Source organism: Pedobacter montanisoli (genome assembly GCF_022809115.1).
Classification (GTDB): domain Bacteria; phylum Bacteroidota; class Bacteroidia; order Sphingobacteriales; family Sphingobacteriaceae; genus Pedobacter; species Pedobacter montanisoli.
The window spans coordinates 983,168-1,004,176 of sequence record NZ_JALGBH010000002.1 but is presented as its reverse complement, the minus strand read 5'-3'; the positions used below and the strand labels follow the sequence as shown (position 1 = coordinate 1,004,176).

Below are 21,009 nucleotides of genomic sequence, written 5' to 3'. Positions count from 1 at the left end.
GCACAAAAAAAAAAGAAGCTAAGTTTTTTTTAGACAAACAAGACCAGATGACAGATTCAGTAAATGCTAAATCATATTTGATTGTACAAGAAAAAAAAGAAGGAGATTCTGTTTACCGAGCTGAGCAATATTCTATGGATGGCTTTTTAATTCTTAAGGGAGGTTTTGCTGATGCTAATCTTTCGGTAGCTCATGGAGAATATTTCTACTATACAATTCATAGGGAAAATAAGAAAGGTGATTGGAGTTTAGAAAAAATTAAAAACACCCATTATGTAGATACATCTTATCGCCTTCCTGTTAGCCATTTTCTTGAAAAAAGAGGCTTGTTTTTAAATGGAAAGCAAAGTGGTAGATGGGTTACTTACTATATAGATGGTACAGTGAAACAGATTGAAAACTTTAAAGATGATTCACTTGAAGGAAAATATCAGTCATTCCATTCAAATGGAGGAGTCTTAGCTGAAGGAAATTATCGAAATAATGAAAAGAATGGAATTTGGAAAGAATTTGACGGATTGAATACGCTTATATATGCTGATGGAAAATTAGTCAAAAAAACAATAAACAAAGAAAAGGCAGATAGTATTCAAAATGCTCAAAAAACAGCGTTTAAATATTATAGACCCGCACATCCACAAGGTGATTTTGTGGCTGACCTAAGAAAAATTATGGTAAGTTCTAATGTAAATGAGATTAGAAATGAAATTATTAAAGTTTCATTTATTGTAAATGAAAAAGGAGTAGTTTCTAATGTTCATGTTTATGATTCTAGTGATTTTTCATTGAGTGATAAGATTAAAGATTTTATAACCAATAGTATATGGTATCCTGCTACAAATGGCAGAGATAGAAAACCTATGGTTAGCCCCGTCAGATATAATTTAGTGTATTAGTAAACCTTTACAATCTGTTGCTATGCATAATATGAAAATACGAACTGTTGGTTTATTATTTGCATTGATTATTAATGCTTTTTGTGTCTTTGCTCAGGTAAAACCTGTTTATTTTAGAGGAGCCACTATTGTTACAAACCCCGATCTTGCAAATTCATACGCAGTGTTTGGTCCTTTAAAAAATTCAGAAATATGGATCATGAAAAAGTATGACATGTATGATAATTTAATTGCAACAGGTTCGTATTTGGGAGGTAGTTTTGAGATTCCACACGGAGAATTTAATTATTATATCGATTTAGAAACTTTTAATGAGGCCAATCAAACAGATTTTAAATTAAAAGACAGAGAGCGTTTTTTGTTTCAAAGAGGAAGTTTCGTAAATGGCGTGGAAGAAGGGCAATGGCTAAACTTTTATCCTGATGGTAAAATAATGGGTAAATCATTTTATAAAAACGGCGAATTAGACGGGCCTTTTATACAGCTTGATAAAAACAGCAGGGTATTGGTAAAAGGCACTTATAAAAATGGGAAGAGAGAAGGCTCCTGGATTTTTATAAGAGAAAAACTCAGAATTACCTATGCTGCGGATTCAATTACAAGTAAAATCAAATTAAATAAAGCTCAAATAGAACAATTAAGAGAAGAATATTAATATTATGCGTCCACTTCATTTAACTTTAGGTCTGCTTTTAACCATGGGAGCAGTTAAAGCGCAAAAAAACTCAGAACAGATTCACAGATCTGCTATTCTTGTTGATACACATGGCGACATTCTGCATAAACAGATTAAAACAGGTGAAGATCTGGGAAAACTCCAAACAACAGGTCAGTTTGATCTTGTGAGAGCTAAACAGGGAGGTTTAGATGTGCAGGTATTTTCTATCTGGTGTGATGAAACAGGTGGTTTTGCCATTGCCAATCAAGAAATAGATACGCTATATAGCCTTATAAAAAGATACCCCAATAAAATAGCTCTGGTAAAAAATGCAGAAGAACTGAAAAAAGCAGTTAAACAAAATAAACTTGCCGCTATGATAGGGGTAGAAGGTGGGCATATGATTGAAAACAGCCTGCAAAAATTAGAAGAATTGGCTAAAAGAGGAATGATCTATTTAACCCTTACCTGGAATAACAGTACAAGTTGGGCAAGTTCTGCTGCCGAAGAAAGCTCAGGTAAAGTAAAACCCGAAAACGCAGGTTTAAATGATTTTGGTAAACAGGTGGTTAAAAAACTAAATGATTTAGGTGTATTGGTTGATTTGTCTCACGTAGGTGAAAAAACATTTTATGATGCCATTGCAGTAAGTACTAAACCTATTTTAGTATCGCACAGCAGCGTTTATGCCATTAATCCGGTTCCAAGAAATATAAAAGATGATCAGATCAGAGCCGTTGGAAAGAATGGTGGAGTAATTTCAGTTAATTTTTACAGTGGATTTTTAGATCCTGATTATGACCGTAATTATAAAGCCTTTTTTAATAAACATGATGAAGAGCTGAAAGCACTTTCTACTAAGTATGGAAAAGCTGCGGCTAAAGATAGTTTAAGTGTTAAATATCCTGCAGAAACAGAATTATTAAAACCTAGTGTAGCATTGCTGGTAGATCATATAGATCATATTGTAAAACTGATAGGCATAGATCATGTGGGACTGGGTGCAGATTTTGACGGAGCAGAATCTTTTCCAAGAGGATTAAATAGTGTTGCTGATTACCCTAAAGTAACTGAAGAACTCTATAAAAGAGGTTATAAGAAAGAAGATATTGAAAAGATGCTAGGTGGAAATTTCATCAGGATTTTAAAAATAAATAAAGGCAAATAACAGATAAAAGGCAGGCGAAAGTAAAAATTCAATGTTTACATACACGTGCTTGTCCTTTAAAACATAAAGCTTAAATTTGCAGTTATAACATACATAAAATGAACACAGAACAAGAGATAGAACACGTAAATTGTTTAATTATAGGCTCAGGCCCGGCAGGATACACAGCTGCTATTTATGCTGCAAGAGCTGATTTAAAACCTGTTTTATATACAGGTATGGAAATGGGCGGTCAGCTTACACAAACTACAGATGTAGATAATTTCCCGGGTTATCCTAATGGTATATTAGGCCCTGAGATGATGGAAGACTTTAGAAAACAAGCAGAACGTTTTGGTACTCAGATACGTTTTGGTTATGTAAGCTCAGTTGATTTTTCTGCTCTGCCGCATAAAGTTGTAATTGATGATATTAAAACCATTACAGCCGATACAGTAATTATTGCTACAGGAGCAAAAGCCAAATGGTTAGGCTTACCAAGTGAGCAGCAATATAATGGCTTTGGCGTTTCTGCCTGTGCAGTTTGCGATGGATTTTTCTTTAAAGAAAAAGATGTGGCTATTGTAGGCGCAGGTGATACTGCTGCCGAAGAAGCAACCTATCTGGCCAAATTGTGTAAAAAAGTTTACATGCTGGTACGTAGAGATGAGTTCCGTGCTTCAAAAGCGATGGTACACCGCGTATTAAATACACCTAATATTGAAGTTTTATACAATACAGAAACATTAGAGATTTTAGGCGACGGTAAAACTGTAAACGGCGTTAAAGTACTTAACAATACAACTCAGCAAGAGCGTACTTTAAATGTAGATGGTTTCTTTGTAGCCATAGGCCATAAACCTAATACAGATATTTTTAAAGGTTGGCTAGATATGGACGAAACAGGCTATTTGAAAACGATCTTAGGAACATCAAAAACCAATGTGGAAGGTGTTTTTGCATGTGGAGATGTACAGGATAACCAATATCGTCAGGCTATTACTGCTGCTGGATCTGGATGTATGGCTGCTCTAGATGCCGAAAGATACTTAGCGGCAAAACACGATACCGTGAACGCATAATTTTTTTAAAGGCTGTATGAATTTTTAGGATTACAGCCTTTTTTATATAATTATATGTTATTTTAACCTCCCAAACCAATCAACCAAACTAAAATTTATGAAAAAAGCATTTATTGCACTTGCGTGCTGTTTTGCCTCATTAACGTCTTTTTCACAAAACGATGCCAATATGGGTATCATACCAGCTCCGGTATCTGTAGTAAAGAACAATGGTTTCTTTAAATTAGATCACTCGGTTGTATTGGTGGCAGAACCTCAACATGCAAAAATCACTGCTGCACTCAAAGAATTTTTAAAATCAAAAGGCATTCATATAAAAGAAGCTAAAACAGCTCTTTCTCATCAAAAAACTATTCATATTACAACTGCAGGAGCAGACAAATTACCTGAAGAAGGTTACCAGATTGCTGTTACGCCAAATCACATCAAATTAATAGGAAAAGGAGCAGGGCTGTTTTATGCTTTGCAGTCGTTTATACAAATGATACCTGATGTTACTGAAGGAGCGGTACAAATACAATCTGCGCAGATCAATGATTATCCACGTTTTAAATACAGAGGACTGCATTTAGATGTAGGTCGCCATTTCTTTCCTTTATCATTCATTAAGAAATACATAGATCTGATGGCTGCTTATAAACTGAATAGCTTTCACTGGCATTTAACTGAAGATCAGGGTTGGCGAATTGAGATTAAAAAATATCCTAAGCTTACAGAAATTGGTTCAAGTAGAAACGGTACCATTGTAGGCGATTATCCCGGTACAGGCGGAACAGATAATCAAATATATAAAGGTTACTATACTCAAGAAGAAGCTAAAGAAATAGTGGCTTATGCGGCATCTAAATACATTACAGTAGTTCCTGAAATAGAATTACCCGGACATGGTTCTGCTGCTATAGCTGCTTATCCCGAATTAAGCTGTTTTCCAGATAGAGATACTTATATAGCACCTAATGCACCGTGGTCTGGTCCAACGCAAGGTAAATTAGTACAACAAACCTGGGGTGTGTTTGATGATATTTTTGTGCCTTCAGAAAATACCTTTACTTTTTTACAAAACGTGTTGGATGAGGTATTGGCTATTTTTCCTTCAAAATATATCCACATAGGTGGTGATGAAGCACCTAAAAAATACTGGAAAGAATCAGCATTCTGTCAGCAAATGATCAAAGATCTTGGACTGAAAGATGAACACGATCTGCAGAGCTATTTTATTACCCGTATAGAAAAATATCTGAATGCAAAAGGAAGATCCATTATCGGTTGGGATGAGATCTTAGAAGGGGGCTTAGCTCCTAATGCTACAGTAATGTCATGGAGAGGAGAAAAAGGGGGAATAGAGGCTGCCAAGCAAAACCATGATGTGATCATGACTCCTTCAAGTCATGGTTTGTATTTTGATCATAAGCAATCCCTATCTGCAGATGAACCATTAACCATCGGGAGAAAAGGAAAAGGTACCTCAACTTATACTAAAGTATATGCCTATGATCCGGTACCTGCTGAGCTTTCAGCAGATCAGAAAAAATACATTAAAGGTGTACAAGCCAATTTATGGACTGAATATATAGAAACACCCGCTAAGGCAGAATACATGCTTTTACCAAGACTTTTTTCGTTATCAGAAATCGCATGGTCTCCTTTAGAAAAAAAAGACTTCAAAAACTTTGAAGAAGAACGCCTGCCCTTACATTTAAGTAAGGTAGATCAAACTACAACTAATTATTGGGTGCCTGTTCCAATAGGTTTACCAGATACAATTAATGCAGATAGTGTAAGTATTTCGCTAAAAAGTCCAGTAAAAGGTGCTAAAATATATTATACATTAGATGGTTACCGTCCGGCAGAGAATGCTACTGAATATACACAACCTATTCAGGTAATTATACCAAAGGGACAGAAAAAAACGCTTAAAACTATTGTTATTACACCTTCAGGCAAAAGAAGTGTGGTAACAGAAACGTTATTAACAAATACAGATACAGCTAAATAATCAATAGTAAGATTTAAAAGATTTTAAAATGAAAAATTTAATAAAAGGAATTTTTTCGATCTGTTTGATCCTGAGCATATTGGCTGCATGCAAAAATAAAATACAGATCGATGATCAACAAAAACAAGTAGTATCACAAAAATCACAAAAAGATCTCTTTGGATTTTATAAAGATCTAGAACTTAAGCCAGGCTATCACTTCGAGGTGCTAAGCTGGGGAAAAGGCGTAGATAGTATAGGGGCCTATTCAATACTGATGTCTGATTCTGTAAAAAAGAATTTTAAATCAGTTTCTGCCGAACGTGAAGGTATTTTAACCGATGCCTGGAATATGGATATGGACAACGATGGAAATCCCGAAATCTATCTTCAGGTTTCTGTTAAAAAGAACGAGGCCGATTTATATGTGTATGAATTTGCAGGTAACTCTTTTAACAAGATCAGTTTTCGGGGCACAAGTTCTATAAAGGGCTATAATGGCAATGACAAGTTCTTTATTAAAGAAGGCGATCTGTACAGAACTGTAAATGTGCTACAAAAAGAAGATGGAAAAGAGCAGAACATAACCAAGACCTATAGATATACACTTAGTTCCAATACCTTTTCAATGAAAGAAAATAAGGCCGAACAGAAGAATTAAGGATTAATTTCTATTAAAAGTTTGGGAGACAAAGCCATTTTACCTATTGGTTCTTTGTTCTCTATATTTTCAAATAGTAAGGTTTCTTTATCCCTAATGTGTTTTTTCAAAACGCAATAAGTATAAACACATTTCATCCAATTTAATGCGCTCTCTTTTGTTTTTAATATTTGGGGATAAAGATAAACTACGTTTCCTTCAATTTTAATGATCTTCTTTTCTAAAAGCTGCTTAACCTGGGCCACAATCTGAGCCGTTTGTTGAGCCTTATCAACCGCTTTGGTTACTTTTCTGTTTCCGTATATCATTTGAAGATAAATTTCAAAGAAGGTGTCTAAAAAGGTCGGTCGTCACCCTGTTCCGATAGCTATCGGAATTATTTCAGGATCTCTTTGTAGAGCTAAACAAAATGTTTCAGATTCTGAAACAACTTGTGCCGAATTCAATCGGGAAGTTCAGAATGACGAATCTCAAAACTTTTAGACATCTTCCTGTTATGATGATGCCATAAATATACCGTTTTTGAGCTATATAAGAGCATATTTATGCTTCTGTATAGAAACTAATTCTTCTTTCTAATGTACTAAAGTTAAAAATTGTTAAACAAATAATTGATATATCAAATATTGATATATCAATTATTATATTTGCAGAAAATATAAATATTCCTTTCTAATCTATTGATTTAAGAAAGGGGAGATTGACCGTAAACCATAAGACTTTTTATAAACTCAATAACTACACATGAAGCCTACCATTTTAGCAATCATTATTCTGCTGATTACATCTTGTTCTTTTGCTCAAAATGTAAAACTTACAAAGAAAGAAAAGGAGCAAGCCATCAACAGTTTAATCCAAAAACTCAATGATAATTATGTTTTTCCTGATGTAGCCAAACAGGCCGGACAAAGCATTAAAAAATTTGAAAAGCAAGGTGTTTATACCAAGATTGACAATAAAGTAGAATTGGCAAAACTACTCACCAATCAGTTAAGAGAACTGATGCACGATAAGCACCTCAACTTATGGTATAATGCAAAAGAGAACCTGAATTTAACTGGAAAAGAAGAAGAGGAAGCTATTTTTAGGCAATTGCTGAAAAGAACTAATCTGGGTTTTCCAAAGATAGATGTATTAGATGGTAATATAGGCTACCTTAAAATTAACGTATTCGGCCCGGTAGATAAGGTTAAAGAAACCTGTGCAGGCGCCATGGCATTTTTGGCCAATACAGATGCTTTAATTATCGATTTAAGGAACAATCAGGGAGGAGAACCTGAAACTGTACAATATCTGGTAAGTTATTTTTTTGGTAACAATCCGGTTCATATTAATAGCCTGTATTCTCGCAAAGGCAATAAAACAGATGAATTTTGGACAGTTTCTGTAAAAGGAGCCAAATACCTGGATAAACCTGTATTCATTTTAACTTCTGAAAGTACATTCTCTGCCGGAGAAGAAATGTCATACGATCTTAAAACCCAAAATCGGGCTACTTTAGTTGGCGAAGTAACGGGAGGTGCTGCAAATGATGGAGAGGTTGAAAATCTGGGCAATGGTTTCTTTGTTTTTATTCCTAATGGAAGAGCCATTAATCCAATTACTCATACCAATTGGGAGGGCGTTGGCGTACAGCCCGATGTGGTTGTTCCTGCGGCAAAAGCTCTGATAACGGCACATCAAATGGCATTAAAAACTGTTGCAGAAAAAATGCCCGAACAAGAAAAAGAATTTTATTTAAAAGTACTCGAAAATATTAAAAGTCAATAATGATGAACAGATACTTTTTAGTGGCAGTCCTGTTTGCATTGCTATCAGTTGCGTGTCGTAAGTCGTTTGATTTTGAAAGAAAAGATCTCTTACCGCCAACATATACCAGTAAAATAAAATATAAAACCCTAGGTGATGTACAGGTACCCTTCAATAAAAGTTATGCCTGCGATGTGGATGGTGATGGCATAAGAGATTTTGTGATCAATACCGATCTGATCGGAAATCCTTTTGAAAAAATAGATTGTAGAAGCTATTTTTTTATAGGAGAATTTTTTACCTATTCGCCAGTAGATGGTAATGAAGAAACACCATTGTTAAATACAGGAGATGTGATTGGAGAAAAATCCTATATCAATCACAATTGGTATAATGCAAGCCATCTTTTATTAATAGAAAAGGTTATAACCATGTCGGGTAATGATTTCTGGAGAGGCAAATGGAAAGAAGCTTCACATCAATATTTGGCATTTGCCATTAAAAAAAATGAGAAAAAACATTATGCCTGGTTAGAATTGTCATTTGACCAAAACTCAGGAGCGATAATTCTGCATAGGGCAGCAGTTGCTGAAGAAGCAGAAAAAAATATCCTTGCAGGAAAATGAATTGAAACACAAATAAATATATAAATGAAGACAAAAATTAGAAAAGCGAAATACTCGATTACTTTGATGATGTTGGGTATAACTATGTTGAATGTACTTTCTTGTTCTAAACGAGGTAATGATAGCCCAGAGCCTGTTAAAACAAGTGTATATGTGGTAGGTAGTGAATATGATGGATTAAAAGAACCGCTCAAAATTTGGAATGATGAAAAGGTAACTAACCTTACCGACGGACGTAATGAAGCTGTTGCAAATGCTGTGTATGTAGCAGGTAACGATGTGTACGTGGCAGGTGCCGAGTATGTAGGCAATAAACTTGTAGCCAAATTATGGAAAAACGGAAATGCTACAAACCTTAGTGATGTAAATAACTTTGCTGAAGCATCTTCTGTATTTGTTGCAGATGGCAATGTGTATGTTACAGGTTATGAATTTAACGGCAAAAAATATATAGCTAAACTGTGGAAAAATGGAACTGCGATTAACCTTAGCGATGGAAGTAGCCAGGCTCAGGCTTATTCTGTTTTTGTAGCGGGCGCAGATGTATATGTGACAGGATCTGAATACGTTGGTAATAAATATGTAGCCAGATTATGGAAAAATGGAAATGCAACTGTGCTTCCATTTGGAACAGAGGCTATTTCTGTATATGTGGCAGCTGGCAATGTATATGTAGCGGGTTATGAACGTACAGGAGCAAATGCTATAGCCAAACTTTGGAAAAATGGGAATGTAACCAATCTTACAGATGGCAGTACCGATGTTTATGCCAATTCAGTATGTGTATCGGGTAATGATGTATATGTAACGGGTAATGAATATGGCAACGATGATCAGTATAATGCTAAATTATGGAAAAATGGAAGTTTGATGACGCTTAATAATAAGAATGAAGGTTCTATTGCTAGCTCCGTATATGCTGTAGGTAATGATGTTTATGTGGCAGGAAGAAACGGAGAAAAAGCCGTTTTATGGAAAAATGGTGCTGCACGTATCTTGGCAAATTATGGAATGGCAAATGCTGTTTTTGTAAAATAAAACTCATCTCTCTGTGTCAGTTGATACAGAGAGATTTAAAAAAGATATTCACTCGTACGGGAACACGAAAGAGGAATATCTTCGGTTAGTGCAAAAATTTCTTGAATATAATCTCTCCATACAAGAATTAGATTTAAATCATCACTCTGCGTATTAGGGAATAATAAAAGATCCAAATCGTCCTTTTGCAGATACTGATCTAGCCATAAAAATATTCTTTTGCCATGAAATTCTTCTCATGAGGAAATCTCCAAGCTCGTAAGGAAATGCAAAATTTATGACCGTTACAGGGTTAAGTTTATCCGCTTCAAACAGCCATGACAATTCATGCTTTTCTGCATATTGTTCGGTATTTCAATCAAGTCTATACAATAATCATTACAGGTTCTTTTCACCCGTTAAGTATCAATTCTAAAAGTCTTTTTGCATTCATCTTGATCATTTTTACAGGAACTTGATACCGCTTTTGACGTTTTTAGACATATTAAATAACTGAAAATCTTACAATAGAAAGCATAGGATTCTTTTGGACGTTCATTTTCCCCAAGATACTTCATGATTTCTCCAACACGTCTTGCACAGCCAATGGTATTAGGTATTTATATTGAACTGGGTATTGTTCCGGTTCATTTTTGTCAAGTGGATTTCTTCACAAACTCGCTATTGGTGGTTTTTCTGCTTTTACAAAAGCAGAAACAGTAAGCCTATGTACTCCCAAAATTCTTCCAATGGCTGAGTAAGATACATTTTTATCTAACAGTTCTTGTATCTTTTTTTCTTGCCCCGTTAGTTTTGTTTTAGAAGACTTACTCCCAATAGGACGACCTAAAACAATTCCTTCTGCTCGTTTACGAGCTAAGGCTTCCTTAGTACGCTGTGATATTAGATTTCTTTCAATTTCAGCGGATAATCCAAAAGCAAATGCAAGCACTTTAGAATTGATGTCACTTCCCAAACGGTAGTTATCCTTAATTGTCCAGACTTGAATATCACGATTCATACATTCGTTTAGAATTCCCATAATCATAAGGAGATTTCTACCGAGTCGTGAAAGTTCAGAGCAAATCAGAATATCACCCTTTTTCATTTTCTTGAGTAATTTTCCGAGTTTTCTGTCTTCCACATTTTTGGCTCCTGAAATTGTTTCCTCTATCCATTTATTGACCAATATCTCTTGTTTTTCACAAAAATGGTTGATTTCGTAACGTTGATTTTCTACTGTTTGTTTGTCTGTGCTCACGCGGATATAACCGTAAATCATAAATTTTACTTATTTAAATTAATACTAAATGATACTGTACAATTTAAACTAAAAATTGTCGAATAAAAACGCAGGTTAAAAAATGACACATTTTGGTATAGATACATTTATCCCAAAAATCTTACGCTATTTGCAAACGAAAAATTAGTTGCTCCCGAAATTTCGATGGGTGGCAATTTCTCTTATGACAAAAACGGTCGTTTTTATTCATCTACTACAATTTACGGATACATAAAAAGAGAAGGTGTTACCGATAGTTACAAATCGCTCTTAGCAATTTTAAATTCGCAGTTGTTTTGGTGGTATTTAGTGAATACAGGAACTGTTTTAGCAAATGGATATTTCAGATTTATGCCACATTATACAAAGCCATTTCCAATGCCTGAAATCCCACAAAAAACAGCTCTTATGTTAGAAAAATTAGTAGATGAAATTTTAGCTGAAAAGACAAAAGATAAAAATGCAAACACAAAGAAATTTGAGGAAAAAATAAATGATATCGTTTACGATTTGTATAATCTCACGACAGCAGAAGTAGAATTTATACAAAAAGTTTAAAATGCTTTGTTACAGATAGATGTATGAGGTTTATCTTTCGATTTCGCTTATTTCATCTGTTTTCAAATCATATAACTTGTATATAAAGTTGTCTATTTCTTTTTCTTCGTTGAGTATATTTTTACGGTATGAATTTTCCTTTTTTTTAAGTATCTTTTTCACTAATTCCTCAACAGCAGATATTGTTTCTGTCGGAATTATTTTTGGAACAGGAAAAGGCAAAATGTAATTTGTTTTGAAAGTAAAATATCCACCTCTTAATACATAACCTGTTTGTTGTATGAAGTACCAAAACAATTTTGAATTGAATAAGCCCAACCAAAAAAGATAGCTTTCTTTTACACCATCTTTCTTAATATATCCATACACTTTTGTTGTAGAATAAAAACGACCGTTTTTGTCATAGGCAAAGTTTCCGCCTAGAGATATTTCAGGGGCAACGAGCTTTTCTTTTTCGGCGAAATTAATCCCTTGTTTTCTTCCAAACTGAAACCATTCGTCGTCAATATTAAACCTGCCTTTTTCTCTATCACGCAGAATGGATTCACACTCTTTGAGATAAGCATAAGCCAATGGAAATTGATTTTTGATTTCATCTTCTTTGTACAGTTCTGCATTGCCATTTTCCAATTTATAAGGAAAAACTACTACACGATTGGAAGTTATATTGTCGTATCTGTGAACATCTTCGCCCTTCAATAATGGTTTTACAAATCCCCTTTCAATTTTAATGGATTTATTTAACTGTTTTGAAAAACCAATTATATCATCACCCTCGTCAACACAATCATATAAAAAATAAACATCATCTTTGCTTGTGGCCAAGCCCTGAAAAATCTTTTCAAAAATATCACTTATTCTTCTTGGCTGTAAATTCAATTTATCAATGATTTTGGAAGTTCCGCCTGCTGTGAGTGTCCAAATATCGCTCGTTAGTTTGCTATTAGCTATAAATGTTCCGCTTATTGGTGTTAGTGATTGAAGATAATCCGATAGTTCATCGTTAGATTTCAAATCTCTATCCAACTCGTAATATGATAATTCATCTGAATTTGCTTTAAAAAATTGTATTCCTGTGTAAGTGGAAGCATCGAACACCTGATATGCTCCGAAGTAGATTATTTTATTTGCCGCATTTTTATCAGAAAGAATTTGTCGTAATCCTTTCCCAAATGCTGCATTTGTCCATTTCGTTGGCATTATGAAATTTACAACTCCATTGGCTTTTACGATTTGTAATGCTCTTTCTACAAACACAACATATAAATCGAATGAACCACTTGCAGATTTGTAAATCTTTGTAAGTGCATCAGCTAATTTTGGATTTGAATCTCTAATGCCTTGTATTCTCAAATAAGGTGGATTTCCTATCACAATATCAAAGCCGTCTTTTACGCCAAACATCCACCAAGGATCAAACCAACTACAACTTTTGTCTTCAAAAGGGTTAAATTCCAACAGGCGTTGATACAAATCAGCATCTTTACTTATCACCCAATCTTTCGCAGTATTCCACAGTTTGTTTTGCAGGTTTTTAAATTGGCGTTCCAAATCTTTTTTCTCTTCCTTACTACTATCGAAATAGTTGTGGCGTACTTTTTCTATTTCTTTGATAATGTCAGTTGCTCCTGCAATTTGATATTGATTACTTTTGTCTGTACTTAGTGGAATTAGCGTATTAGCGCACACGATTTTGAATGCCAAATTTGGCAAAGGCTGTGGCACTTCTTCATCAACCACCAAGCTCAACCAAAAACGCAAACGTGCAATGTCCACCGCACCTGCATCAACGTCCACACCGTAAATGCTTTCTTCAATAATGTGTTTTTTTATGTCGGCATCGGATTTGGCTTTCTTAAAACCTTTAAGTTCCTGCAAATAAATCTGTGCATTAAAAATTTCCTGTAACAATCCCATAGGAAAGGCACCCGAACCAATGGCAGGGTCGCAAATTTTTACTTTTTCTAACGCGTCAATTATTCTATAGGCGTTTTTCTCGGCAAATGCTTTTTCATCTTCATTTAACTCCTGCTGCTGGATAATTTTTTCTAAACTTGTTTTTGCCAATTCATCGGCAAACAGTTTTTCGTCTTGTGCTAACAAATATGTCTTCAAACTTTCCTTGCACATATAATGCACAATCTCTTTGGGTGTGTAGAAAGCACCTTTGTCTTTGTTATCTTCCAAGAGATTTTCAAAAATATGCCCTAACATTTCGGGATCAACCGCTATGGTGTGTTCATCGGGGGCATCTTCGTAAATGGTAAAGTTGTAATTATTGAAAGTGCTAAACAGTTTTTCAAAAATTTCAGAGGGCAAAGCAAGTTTGTCGTATTTGTAATCTTGTGTTTTATCAAACAAACCACCATTCAAATACGGAAACCGTAATTCGTTGTTTTCTTTCTGAACATTCGGATTATTCAACGTTTCAAAAAACAAAGGCACTAAATAATCGCTGTAAAAACTTTCTTTGTATTTGGCATTTTTAAACAATTCAAACAAATATTCGGGATTTCCTTCGTCCCATTTTTTTCCTTTTGGAACGGCTAACCAACCTTTCTTTTGTATGAAATACAAGAACACAATGCGCCCCAACATTCGTTTTACAAAATCTCGGGCTTGTTTACTGTCGTTATCAAAATAGTTGCGTAGTTGAAAATGCGCTTCATGTATTTGTATCTCCGTCCATTTGCTGCCCTTTTTTACATAGCGTTTGCCTGTAATAAACTCAACAAAATGTTCATAAATTTCTTTGTAACTTTTAAAGAATTCTTTGCTCAACTTTTCAACTGAAAACGCATCTTCAAAATCGTCTAATGAGAGTAAGTCAAACAAATTGTCTTTTTGCTTTTGTATAAGTTTGTCAAAACGCTGTGCTGCAGTTAATGCTTTTTCGCCTTTACCAAACAAATAGGTGTAACGCTTTGGGGCAGTTTCTTTATCCTCAATAGTATTGGTTTCTTTATTCTTGACTTTACGCTTGCTGATATAACTGAAACGCCATTTGTCTCCTTGCACAAATACCACCATTGCACCCGCTACCTGCTTGGTAATATCTTTCAATAGGTTTCGTAATGCTACACGATTACGGGAAAGGTTTACTTTTTCATTGAGTTCAATCTCGAAAATACCGATTTTGGTATATTCGTTAATTTCGTAGTTACCTAAACTGAGGCATTGCTTGCTGGTGGTCCTATCAGATAAAGCAATCGTTCTATCTTCTGCATTCAGCTTGTTGTTGGTAAACTGAGTTTGTAGGAAGTTTTTCCAAACTTTTCTGTCGTATGGGCTTTCAAGGATATGTCTTATTTCTGATGTTGTCATTGTTCAATGTCTTTATTGTCCAGTTTTTCAATTTCTTTTTTTACCTCGTCAATCAATTGTTGCTCTGAGGGTAGGTAGAGTTGGTATTTGCTGGCTATGATGGTGTTGTTATTTTCCGGTAAGGTAATTTTCACCATTGCATCATTTTTGTCGGTACAGAGCAAAATGCCTATGGTCGGGTTTTCATATGATTGTTTCTCGTATCGGTCATAATAGTTTACATACATCTGTAGCTGTCCTATGTCTTGATGAGTAAGCTTTTGGGTCTTTATTTCAATGACAACAAAGCTTTGCAACAAACGGTTGTAAAATACCAAATCCACAAAATATTCGTCGCCCTCAATATGTATTCTTTTTTGACGTGACACAAATGCAAAGCCGTTACCCAATTCCAGAATAAAATCCTGTAGATGTGTAATGATTGCATTTTCCAAGTCCTTTTCATAATAGGAAGATTCTCGCTTCAACCCCAAAAACTCCAACACCATGGGGTCTTTGATGATTTCCTTGGCGTCCGTTGGCAGTTTTTCCGCTCTGGCTACTGCCAAAACAGAGGCTACGTCATTGCTCATCAGCAAACGTTCGTACAACTGGCTGTTTATCTGCCGTTCCAGTTGTCTTGCTGTCCAATTGTTTTTTTCCGCTTCTGCGATGTAAAACTCCCTTTTTTCCTGATTATCGATGCGGACAAGTGTTCTGTAATGTGTCCAGTTGAATTGCGAACGCAGTGCGTTCGTATTTGGGAAAGTACGATAAAATTGTCTGTTCAATTCTAATTGACGTACCGTAAAACCAGTTCCAAATTGTGGCTGAAACTCATCGGAGATTGATTTAATCAGAAATTTACCATAATCTGCACGTTCTTTACCATCCTGTTCTTCTTCAAATATGACTTTCCCGATTTGCCAATACATCAGCACCCGCTCCGTATCAACAGACCGGATAGCCCTATCGCTTGCGGTAGCAATGATGGAATGGATTTGTTGTATAAGCTCTTTTTTGATGTTCATCACACAAATGTTTCTGATATAATTATCTTGGGCTGTATCGGCTCTAAATCTGCTTTTTCCGGTCGCTTTACTTTCGATGTGTATTTTCGCTCCAAACGGATAATTTCATTTTCCAGTTTTATTGGGTCGGTTTCGTTCCTTAATTTATATACTTCATTGGTTAAATTAGTGTACGTTCCGTTTTTAAGCAAAGGCATCAAATTCTTGCCTGCTTCTATGGCTCGTGGAGTTGAAATAATCTGATTAGCCAGCCAGTTATTCAAATCATTCAATGCCTTATTTGACCTTACATCCATTTTGTCTTCGACACCACCAATCATTTCGGGAGTTGTGATATCGCTTTCAAACTGTCTTACTATATGATTGATTTGCTGGTAATGTGATTCAGGTATTGCTTTTATGCCTTCTTCAGAGACAGATGCTTCAAATACCTTTACTGCCTGTTCAAATGGAAGAGATTTCGAACTACCGTCCGAATAGAGATAAATATTCTTATGCTCACCATTCTTCACAAAAGCAATGCTTTGTTGTTTATCCGTGACACTCCGGATACAACGAATTTTCAAAGGCATTTTGCGGATTGCATTAAAATTTTCAGGGTTCTGTTCCCTGTATTTTCTCAGCCATTCCAAATACTGTGTTCTCAAATCCTTATCTTCCTCCTTCTCCTCAAACATCCTGAACTGGTCGATAATTTCTTCCAACGTATATATCTTGTTATCCTCTCCAAATGTGCTGTGGCTACTTTGTAGTTTAGCCAACGATTTTTGACGAAGATTGATTCTGTTGTCGCCCTGCTCTGACGGATAGAAATTGTAATTGTAAATAAACTGTGCCTTAGTTCCAATACGATTGATACGGCCCAAGCGTTGGATTAATTTAGTAGGATTCCAAGGCGTGTCGTAATTGACAATCACATTAGCCCTATGCAGGTTGATGCCTTCTGCCAATACATCAGTAGTTAGGATAACGTCATAACCATTCTTGAATGTACCCTCATAATTGGCATCGAAGTTTTCCCGAATGGCTTCGAACATTTTACTTCTATTCTCCGACGTGATGCTGAGAACTTTATAGGATGTTTCGTTAGACAATCGTTGGGTCAAATACGTTAACGTATCTGCCGACTCTGTAAAGATAACCAGCTTGCCCAATTCATTTTTCGTTGGGTTAAAGTATTCGTCTTTCAGTAACCTAATAAACACATTCCATTTCGGGTCGTTGCTTTCGTCAACTCGCCGCCAACGCTCATTCAGTTCAAGTAAATGTTCATAATCACGTTTCAGTCCTTCAATAAACCCTGGTTTGAAATCGGATTGCTTAAACTTTTTGTTCTTAGGCTTGTCATCGTCAATTTTCAGAATCTCCAATTCAATTTCTTCATCTGTATAGCCCTTATTAAGCAAGTCTGTAATATCCAAGTCTGGTGCAATAAAAACGCTATCCCGCTCGTACATTTCAATCATCTGCTTTGTCGATGTGGTGATTTTGTTCAGTGATTTCTTGAACGCATAGAAACTGCTTTCCAAACGTTTAATCAGCTGTGTCTGCATAATCGATGCCAACGAACGTGAAATAGTTTTGGCACTTTGATACAATCCATCGTTTGCTTCATCTGTTAAATAGGCTATAGCCTGATAACGGAAAAAGTCGATTTTGCTTCTATCAATAATGCTGTTTGCCGTATCTAAAAACAGATCAGCTAAATGGTGTGTCAGCTCATATTCATTCGCAAAAGGTTCTACTACCGTAGGGAAGATAATTCCCTGTTCTTTCAAATCCTTTGCATATCGTTCATTTTTATTCAAATCCGTACGGGTTCTACGAATAGTAATATCTTTAACAACTTTATCCCTTATATCATTGAAAATATCCTGAATACCCTGTAAGTCAAGCGGTGTTTGTTGTATCAGGGCTTTGTATCGAACAATATGCGGATAAAAGAATTTTTGCAGGTTTGGTTCGTTCAAGGTACTATTTCGTCTGTCTTGAAACAATGAAATTAGGTTATAAATGTCTTCCGGCCTGTTATTTAACGGAGTAGCCGAAATCAATACGACTTTCTTTTCAAACCCTTCAATATTACCAATGTTCTCACGGCCTGATTTGCAAATAATTTCTAAATTCTGAAACTGTTGGCTTTGGTGATTTCTGAATTTGTGGGCTTCATCCACCAATACCAAATCGTATTTTTCCTTGTATTTTAACGGGTCAACTTCATTAATGATTTTGTCCAGACTCCCATTGGATATAAAATCACATTTCTCATCAATTCTGAATTCCTTAAAGGTAGTTTTCCAGTTTTTTTCCAACGCAGGTGGATATACAATGAGAATTTTTGTTTTTGCACCGTTGTTGATAATAAATTTCTTGGCTAATAAAGCTGCCATTACGGTTTTGCCTGTACCCACCACATCTGCTAAAAAGAAGCCATTATGTTTCAACAGCAATTCATACCCTTGGTTAACTGCATCAATCTGATAACTAAGTTTCTTGAACTTTTTTAACGGAATATCACTGATGCTATCCGGGTCATACTCTATATTTTTTCCGAAAAATTCGATTAAAAATTTAACATATAGTTCGAAAGGAGTTGGGTTTACATCCAAATAGGTTTTCTTGAGCAATGTTGGGGCGTCAACAGGTAATATCGGAGTGCTTTGAGACCAAAGCATTTCAAATTCCGTATCTGCAAACTTGACGTTTTCATAATCCCTCAGTTCGACATTCATTTCGTAGTTGTGCTCAACATTCTCCAAACCTAATCCCTGTGCCGAAAGATTGGAAGACCCCATGATAACCAATCCATTTGGATTATGTTCATTAAAATTTGGAGATAGAAAGATGTAAAACTTCGAATGTAATTTTTTAGAATTATGTGCTCTAATTTCTATTCTTTTATCTGCAATATCATTAATCAGCTGTAAAACTCCTTCTTCTATTTCTTGGCTATATTTTGCATTGATAATATCCTCTTGTATAGCTTCAATAAATGATTGTTTAGTGTCTTTTGTATTCGCATTAAAGAGCAAACCCTGTTTTTGTGCAAGAGCAATAAAGGGGTCTACATTAATACCAGCAATAATCTTCACCTTTAATGTTTCAGGAAAATGTTTGCGAATGGCAAAATATCCTGATGCCCTAAAATAGCCAATAACAGATTTAAAGTATTCTATATTTTTCATATGCTCAAATACCCCTACAAATTTTTTATAGAGCGTATTAGAGCTTTGATTTGTAAAAAAATTAGATGCCATTTAATTATTCTTCCTGTTTTTTGATACTATCTTCAACACCTCATCAGCCATTGGCTCTCCTTCTATAAGATTTGAAACTTGATCTGCCAACCACAACGTAAGTAGTTCTTCTTTATCAGTTTTGAGCACGTCAGCCAATATGGCTATTTGCTCTTTTTTAATCTGCCGAATGCCTTTTTCTATCTTGCTAAGCTGGGCAGTATCCATTTCTAATGCAGGAGCTATCTGTCGTAAAAACAAACCTTGCTTCTCCCGCAATTGTCTTATTAGTTCACCAAATTGATTTGTCATCCGAGTTTAATTGGCTTATCCATCGTTTATTTGTTTGTTTTTCGCTATTAAATAATAGACTTGTCGAATATTGACAAATATAATGAATAATTCGTTAAGGTGTTTGTTAACTTTAAAGATGAGTATATTCCGATCAATTCAACCATCAAAAAATAGCAATTACTTATTTATTAGGGATGAAACCGATGAAAATATTTTAAAACAAATGTTCAGGATGATAAATAACAGGGCATAATATATTTATTTTTTATATTTGTATTAGGCGAGACAATTCTAAAAATGGATTTTATGGATATACCTAAAACGATAAAAGTATTAGAAGCCCTTGCTTCTGGTTATTCCCCAACAACAGGAGAAAAGATTATAAACGATAGTGTATTAAACGAACGTGATGTCATCCGTGCGTTCCAGATAGCGATTGATCAGCTTCAAACAAAGACACTTTCAGAATTCACTAAAGTCGCAATTAACGAAAACGATATTAAGGACGCTATTCGACTTTTTGAAGAACATCAGATGTCTCCTACATATAGCAGGTTAGTTGGGCTCTTTTTAGCTACCCGTAAATTTAAAAATGAGGCCATTACATCAAATGAACTCTACGGAAAATATGAAGGTTTGTACCAAAGAGGTCAACTGATGGATTTTCTAAATGCTTATTTATCTGACAACGGGTACTCAAAACATGGAAGAAGAATAGATGAACTACATAAAGACAATCCTTCGGAGGAAATTGATTTCTTTCAGAAAGAAACATTTAATAATTTACCGGAAGGTGCTATAAATGAGCTAAAAGAAAAGATTGACAAATTAGGGATCATCAAAAATGATGACCTCCCTGACTATGTACAGAAAGCCCGAATAAACTACCCAAGAGCTTATGAACCTTGGACAGATATAGAAGAAGGGCTTTTGCATGATATGTTACAATATACAAATGACCTTGAATTGCTATCGGAATGTTTCCAAAGAGGTAAAGGTGCAATTGCTTCTAAAGGACAAGAACTGATATACCAATATCAAAATGGAAACTGGAATAAAGCAACCTGACTAAATTAGAGAGTCAATAGGTATATTAAGATTAAGAGCTAATCTTTAGAATCCTCTACTTAAACTGTTCGTTGCACGCAGTAAGCAATGGATGTTACATTGTAAAAACCGAATTTATCGAACACCTACAATGCTTGATTTACTGTCACACAACCATTTGAAAATGAAAGAAAAGGGATTACTTATTTACGAAAAAAAAAGAGGGTCTTCTTGATGAAGACCCTCTCAGCGGAGAGCGAGGGATTCGAACCCCCGGTCCTGTTACAGACAACGGTTTTCAAGACCGCCGCATTCGACCACTCTGCCAGCTCTCCGGGGGCAAAAGTACAAACTCTCTTTAATTTCGCAAACTCCGATCTTAAAAAACTTCAATAAAAATATCAAATAGCGGGTAAGCCGTTCATTTTAAGGTTTTTTAATTTTATC

General features: G+C 35.3%; 17 protein-coding genes and 1 tRNA gene. 11 read left to right on the top strand and 7 right to left on the bottom strand.

The annotated features are described in order from the left end of the window. Positions 1–47 precede the first annotated feature (47 nt). The 6 genes from MMF97_RS12200 (at position 48) to MMF97_RS12175 (ending at position 6,419) form a co-directional block, all read left to right on the top strand. Entirely contained in the window at positions 48–896 is an 849-nt protein-coding gene (locus MMF97_RS12200) for a hypothetical protein (RefSeq protein WP_243362669.1), read from the top strand. A 31-nt stretch (positions 897–927) separates the two neighbouring features. Further along, entirely contained in the window at positions 928–1,551 is a 624-nt protein-coding gene (locus tag MMF97_RS12195; protein ID WP_243362668.1) for a toxin-antitoxin system YwqK family antitoxin, read from the top strand. A 4-nt stretch (positions 1,552–1,555) separates the two neighbouring features. Continuing rightward, entirely contained in the window at positions 1,556–2,722 is a 1,167-nt protein-coding gene (locus MMF97_RS12190) for a dipeptidase (RefSeq protein WP_243362667.1), read from the top strand. A 98-nt stretch (positions 2,723–2,820) separates the two neighbouring features. After that, positions 2,821–3,783 (top strand): thioredoxin-disulfide reductase, encoded by a 963-nt coding sequence (trxB, locus tag MMF97_RS12185; protein WP_243362666.1) that lies wholly within the window; start codon positions 2,821–2,823, stop codon positions 3,781–3,783. A 97-nt stretch (positions 3,784–3,880) separates the two neighbouring features. Continuing rightward, positions 3,881–5,779: a beta-N-acetylhexosaminidase gene (locus MMF97_RS12180; protein ID WP_243362665.1), complete on the top strand. Its 1,899-nt coding sequence runs from the start codon at positions 3,881–3,883 to the stop codon at positions 5,777–5,779. A 28-nt stretch (positions 5,780–5,807) separates the two neighbouring features. Next, entirely contained in the window at positions 5,808–6,419 is a 612-nt protein-coding gene (locus MMF97_RS12175) for a hypothetical protein (RefSeq protein ID WP_243362663.1), read from the top strand. Here the strand turns inward: MMF97_RS12175 and MMF97_RS12170 are convergent. Further along, positions 6,416–6,727 carry a hypothetical protein gene (locus tag MMF97_RS12170; protein ID WP_243362661.1) on the bottom strand — a complete coding sequence of 104 codons (312 nt, stop codon included), beginning with the start codon at positions 6,725–6,727 and terminating at the stop codon, positions 6,416–6,418. The two genes, MMF97_RS12175 and MMF97_RS12170, sit on opposite strands and share 4 nt — an antisense overlap. 436 nt (positions 6,728–7,163) lie before the next feature. On the opposite strand from MMF97_RS12170, the gene MMF97_RS12165 reads away from it, so the two are divergent. From MMF97_RS12165 to MMF97_RS12155, 3 genes are read left to right on the top strand one after another with little or no spacing between them, the layout of a single operon-like run. Then, the gene (locus tag MMF97_RS12165) at positions 7,164–8,189 is read left to right on the top strand and encodes a S41 family peptidase (RefSeq protein ID WP_243362659.1); all 1,026 of its coding nucleotides are present in this window, start codon (positions 7,164–7,166) and stop codon (positions 8,187–8,189) included. Next, complete coding sequence (locus MMF97_RS12160; RefSeq protein WP_243362657.1) at positions 8,189–8,794, top strand: hypothetical protein; 606 nt, start codon at positions 8,189–8,191, stop codon at positions 8,792–8,794. Before MMF97_RS12165 ends, MMF97_RS12160 begins: the two co-directional genes overlap by 1 nt. A 24-nt stretch (positions 8,795–8,818) precedes the next feature. After that, complete coding sequence (locus MMF97_RS12155) at positions 8,819–9,832, top strand: hypothetical protein (RefSeq protein WP_243362656.1); 1,014 nt, start codon at positions 8,819–8,821, stop codon at positions 9,830–9,832. Positions 9,833–10,481: 649 nt separating this feature from the next. Here MMF97_RS12155 and MMF97_RS12150 read toward each other — a convergent pair. Continuing rightward, the gene (locus tag MMF97_RS12150) at positions 10,482–11,093 is read right to left on the bottom strand and encodes a master DNA invertase Mpi family serine-type recombinase (RefSeq protein ID WP_243362655.1); all 612 of its coding nucleotides are present in this window, start codon (positions 11,091–11,093) and stop codon (positions 10,482–10,484) included. 105 nt (positions 11,094–11,198) lie between these two features. Here MMF97_RS12150 and MMF97_RS12145 point away from each other — a divergent pair, with 105 nt between their 5' ends. Further along, positions 11,199–11,651, top strand: coding sequence for a TaqI-like C-terminal specificity domain-containing protein (locus tag MMF97_RS12145; protein WP_317228617.1), 453 nt, complete (start codon positions 11,199–11,201; stop codon positions 11,649–11,651). A gap of 30 nt (positions 11,652–11,681) precedes the next feature. On the opposite strand, the gene MMF97_RS12140 is transcribed toward MMF97_RS12145, so the two are convergent. The 4 genes from MMF97_RS12140 to MMF97_RS12125 all read right to left on the bottom strand — a co-directional run bounded on the left by MMF97_RS12140 (position 11,682) and on the right by MMF97_RS12125 (position 19,533). Continuing rightward, positions 11,682–14,714, bottom strand: coding sequence for an Eco57I restriction-modification methylase domain-containing protein (locus MMF97_RS12140; RefSeq protein ID WP_243362653.1), 3,033 nt, complete (start codon positions 14,712–14,714; stop codon positions 11,682–11,684). 257 nt (positions 14,715–14,971) lie between these two features. Next, a complete protein-coding gene (locus tag MMF97_RS12135; protein ID WP_243362652.1) occupies positions 14,972–15,985 on the bottom strand; it encodes a PDDEXK nuclease domain-containing protein in 1,014 nt (337 codons plus the stop codon). Next, entirely contained in the window at positions 15,985–19,242 is a 3,258-nt protein-coding gene (locus MMF97_RS12130; RefSeq protein ID WP_243362651.1) for a helicase-related protein, read from the bottom strand. Before MMF97_RS12130 ends, MMF97_RS12135 begins: the two co-directional genes overlap by 1 nt. Then, entirely contained in the window at positions 19,243–19,533 is a 291-nt protein-coding gene (locus MMF97_RS12125) for a helix-turn-helix domain-containing protein (protein ID WP_243362650.1), read from the bottom strand. Positions 19,534–19,821: 288 nt separating this feature from the next. Here MMF97_RS12125 and MMF97_RS12120 point away from each other — a divergent pair, with 288 nt between their 5' ends. Next, positions 19,822–20,583, top strand: coding sequence for a hypothetical protein (locus tag MMF97_RS12120; RefSeq protein WP_243362649.1), 762 nt, complete (start codon positions 19,822–19,824; stop codon positions 20,581–20,583). A gap of 229 nt (positions 20,584–20,812) precedes the next feature. On the opposite strand, the gene MMF97_RS12115 is transcribed toward MMF97_RS12120, so the two are convergent. Continuing rightward, positions 20,813–20,897 (bottom strand) — tRNA-Ser (locus MMF97_RS12115). Positions 20,898–21,009: the final 112 nt, after the last annotated feature.

Excerpts from the sequence above, each read along its gene's own strand:
- MMF97_RS12200 (WP_243362669.1), top strand. The coding sequence starts at position 48 with ATGACAGATTCAGTAAATGCTAAATCATATTTGATTGTACAAGAAAAA.
- MMF97_RS12195 (WP_243362668.1), top strand. The coding sequence starts at position 928 with ATGAAAATACGAACTGTTGGTTTATTATTTGCATTGATTATTAATGCT.
- MMF97_RS12190 (WP_243362667.1), top strand. The coding sequence starts at position 1,556 with ATGCGTCCACTTCATTTAACTTTAGGTCTGCTTTTAACCATGGGAGCA.
- trxB (WP_243362666.1), top strand. The coding sequence starts at position 2,821 with ATGAACACAGAACAAGAGATAGAACACGTAAATTGTTTAATTATAGGC.
- MMF97_RS12180 (WP_243362665.1), top strand. The coding sequence starts at position 3,881 with ATGAAAAAAGCATTTATTGCACTTGCGTGCTGTTTTGCCTCATTAACG.
- MMF97_RS12175 (WP_243362663.1), top strand. The coding sequence starts at position 5,808 with ATGAAAAATTTAATAAAAGGAATTTTTTCGATCTGTTTGATCCTGAGC.
- MMF97_RS12170 (WP_243362661.1), bottom strand. The coding sequence starts at position 6,727 with ATGATATACGGAAACAGAAAAGTAACCAAAGCGGTTGATAAGGCTCAA.
- MMF97_RS12165 (WP_243362659.1), top strand. The coding sequence starts at position 7,164 with ATGAAGCCTACCATTTTAGCAATCATTATTCTGCTGATTACATCTTGT.
- MMF97_RS12160 (WP_243362657.1), top strand. The coding sequence starts at position 8,189 with ATGATGAACAGATACTTTTTAGTGGCAGTCCTGTTTGCATTGCTATCA.
- MMF97_RS12155 (WP_243362656.1), top strand. The coding sequence starts at position 8,819 with ATGAAGACAAAAATTAGAAAAGCGAAATACTCGATTACTTTGATGATG.
- MMF97_RS12150 (WP_243362655.1), bottom strand. The coding sequence starts at position 11,093 with ATGATTTACGGTTATATCCGCGTGAGCACAGACAAACAAACAGTAGAA.
- MMF97_RS12135 (WP_243362652.1), bottom strand. The coding sequence starts at position 15,985 with ATGAACATCAAAAAAGAGCTTATACAACAAATCCATTCCATCATTGCT.
- MMF97_RS12130 (WP_243362651.1), bottom strand. The coding sequence starts at position 19,242 with ATGGCATCTAATTTTTTTACAAATCAAAGCTCTAATACGCTCTATAAA.
- MMF97_RS12125 (WP_243362650.1), bottom strand. The coding sequence starts at position 19,533 with ATGACAAATCAATTTGGTGAACTAATAAGACAATTGCGGGAGAAGCAA.
- MMF97_RS12120 (WP_243362649.1), top strand. The coding sequence starts at position 19,822 with ATGGATATACCTAAAACGATAAAAGTATTAGAAGCCCTTGCTTCTGGT.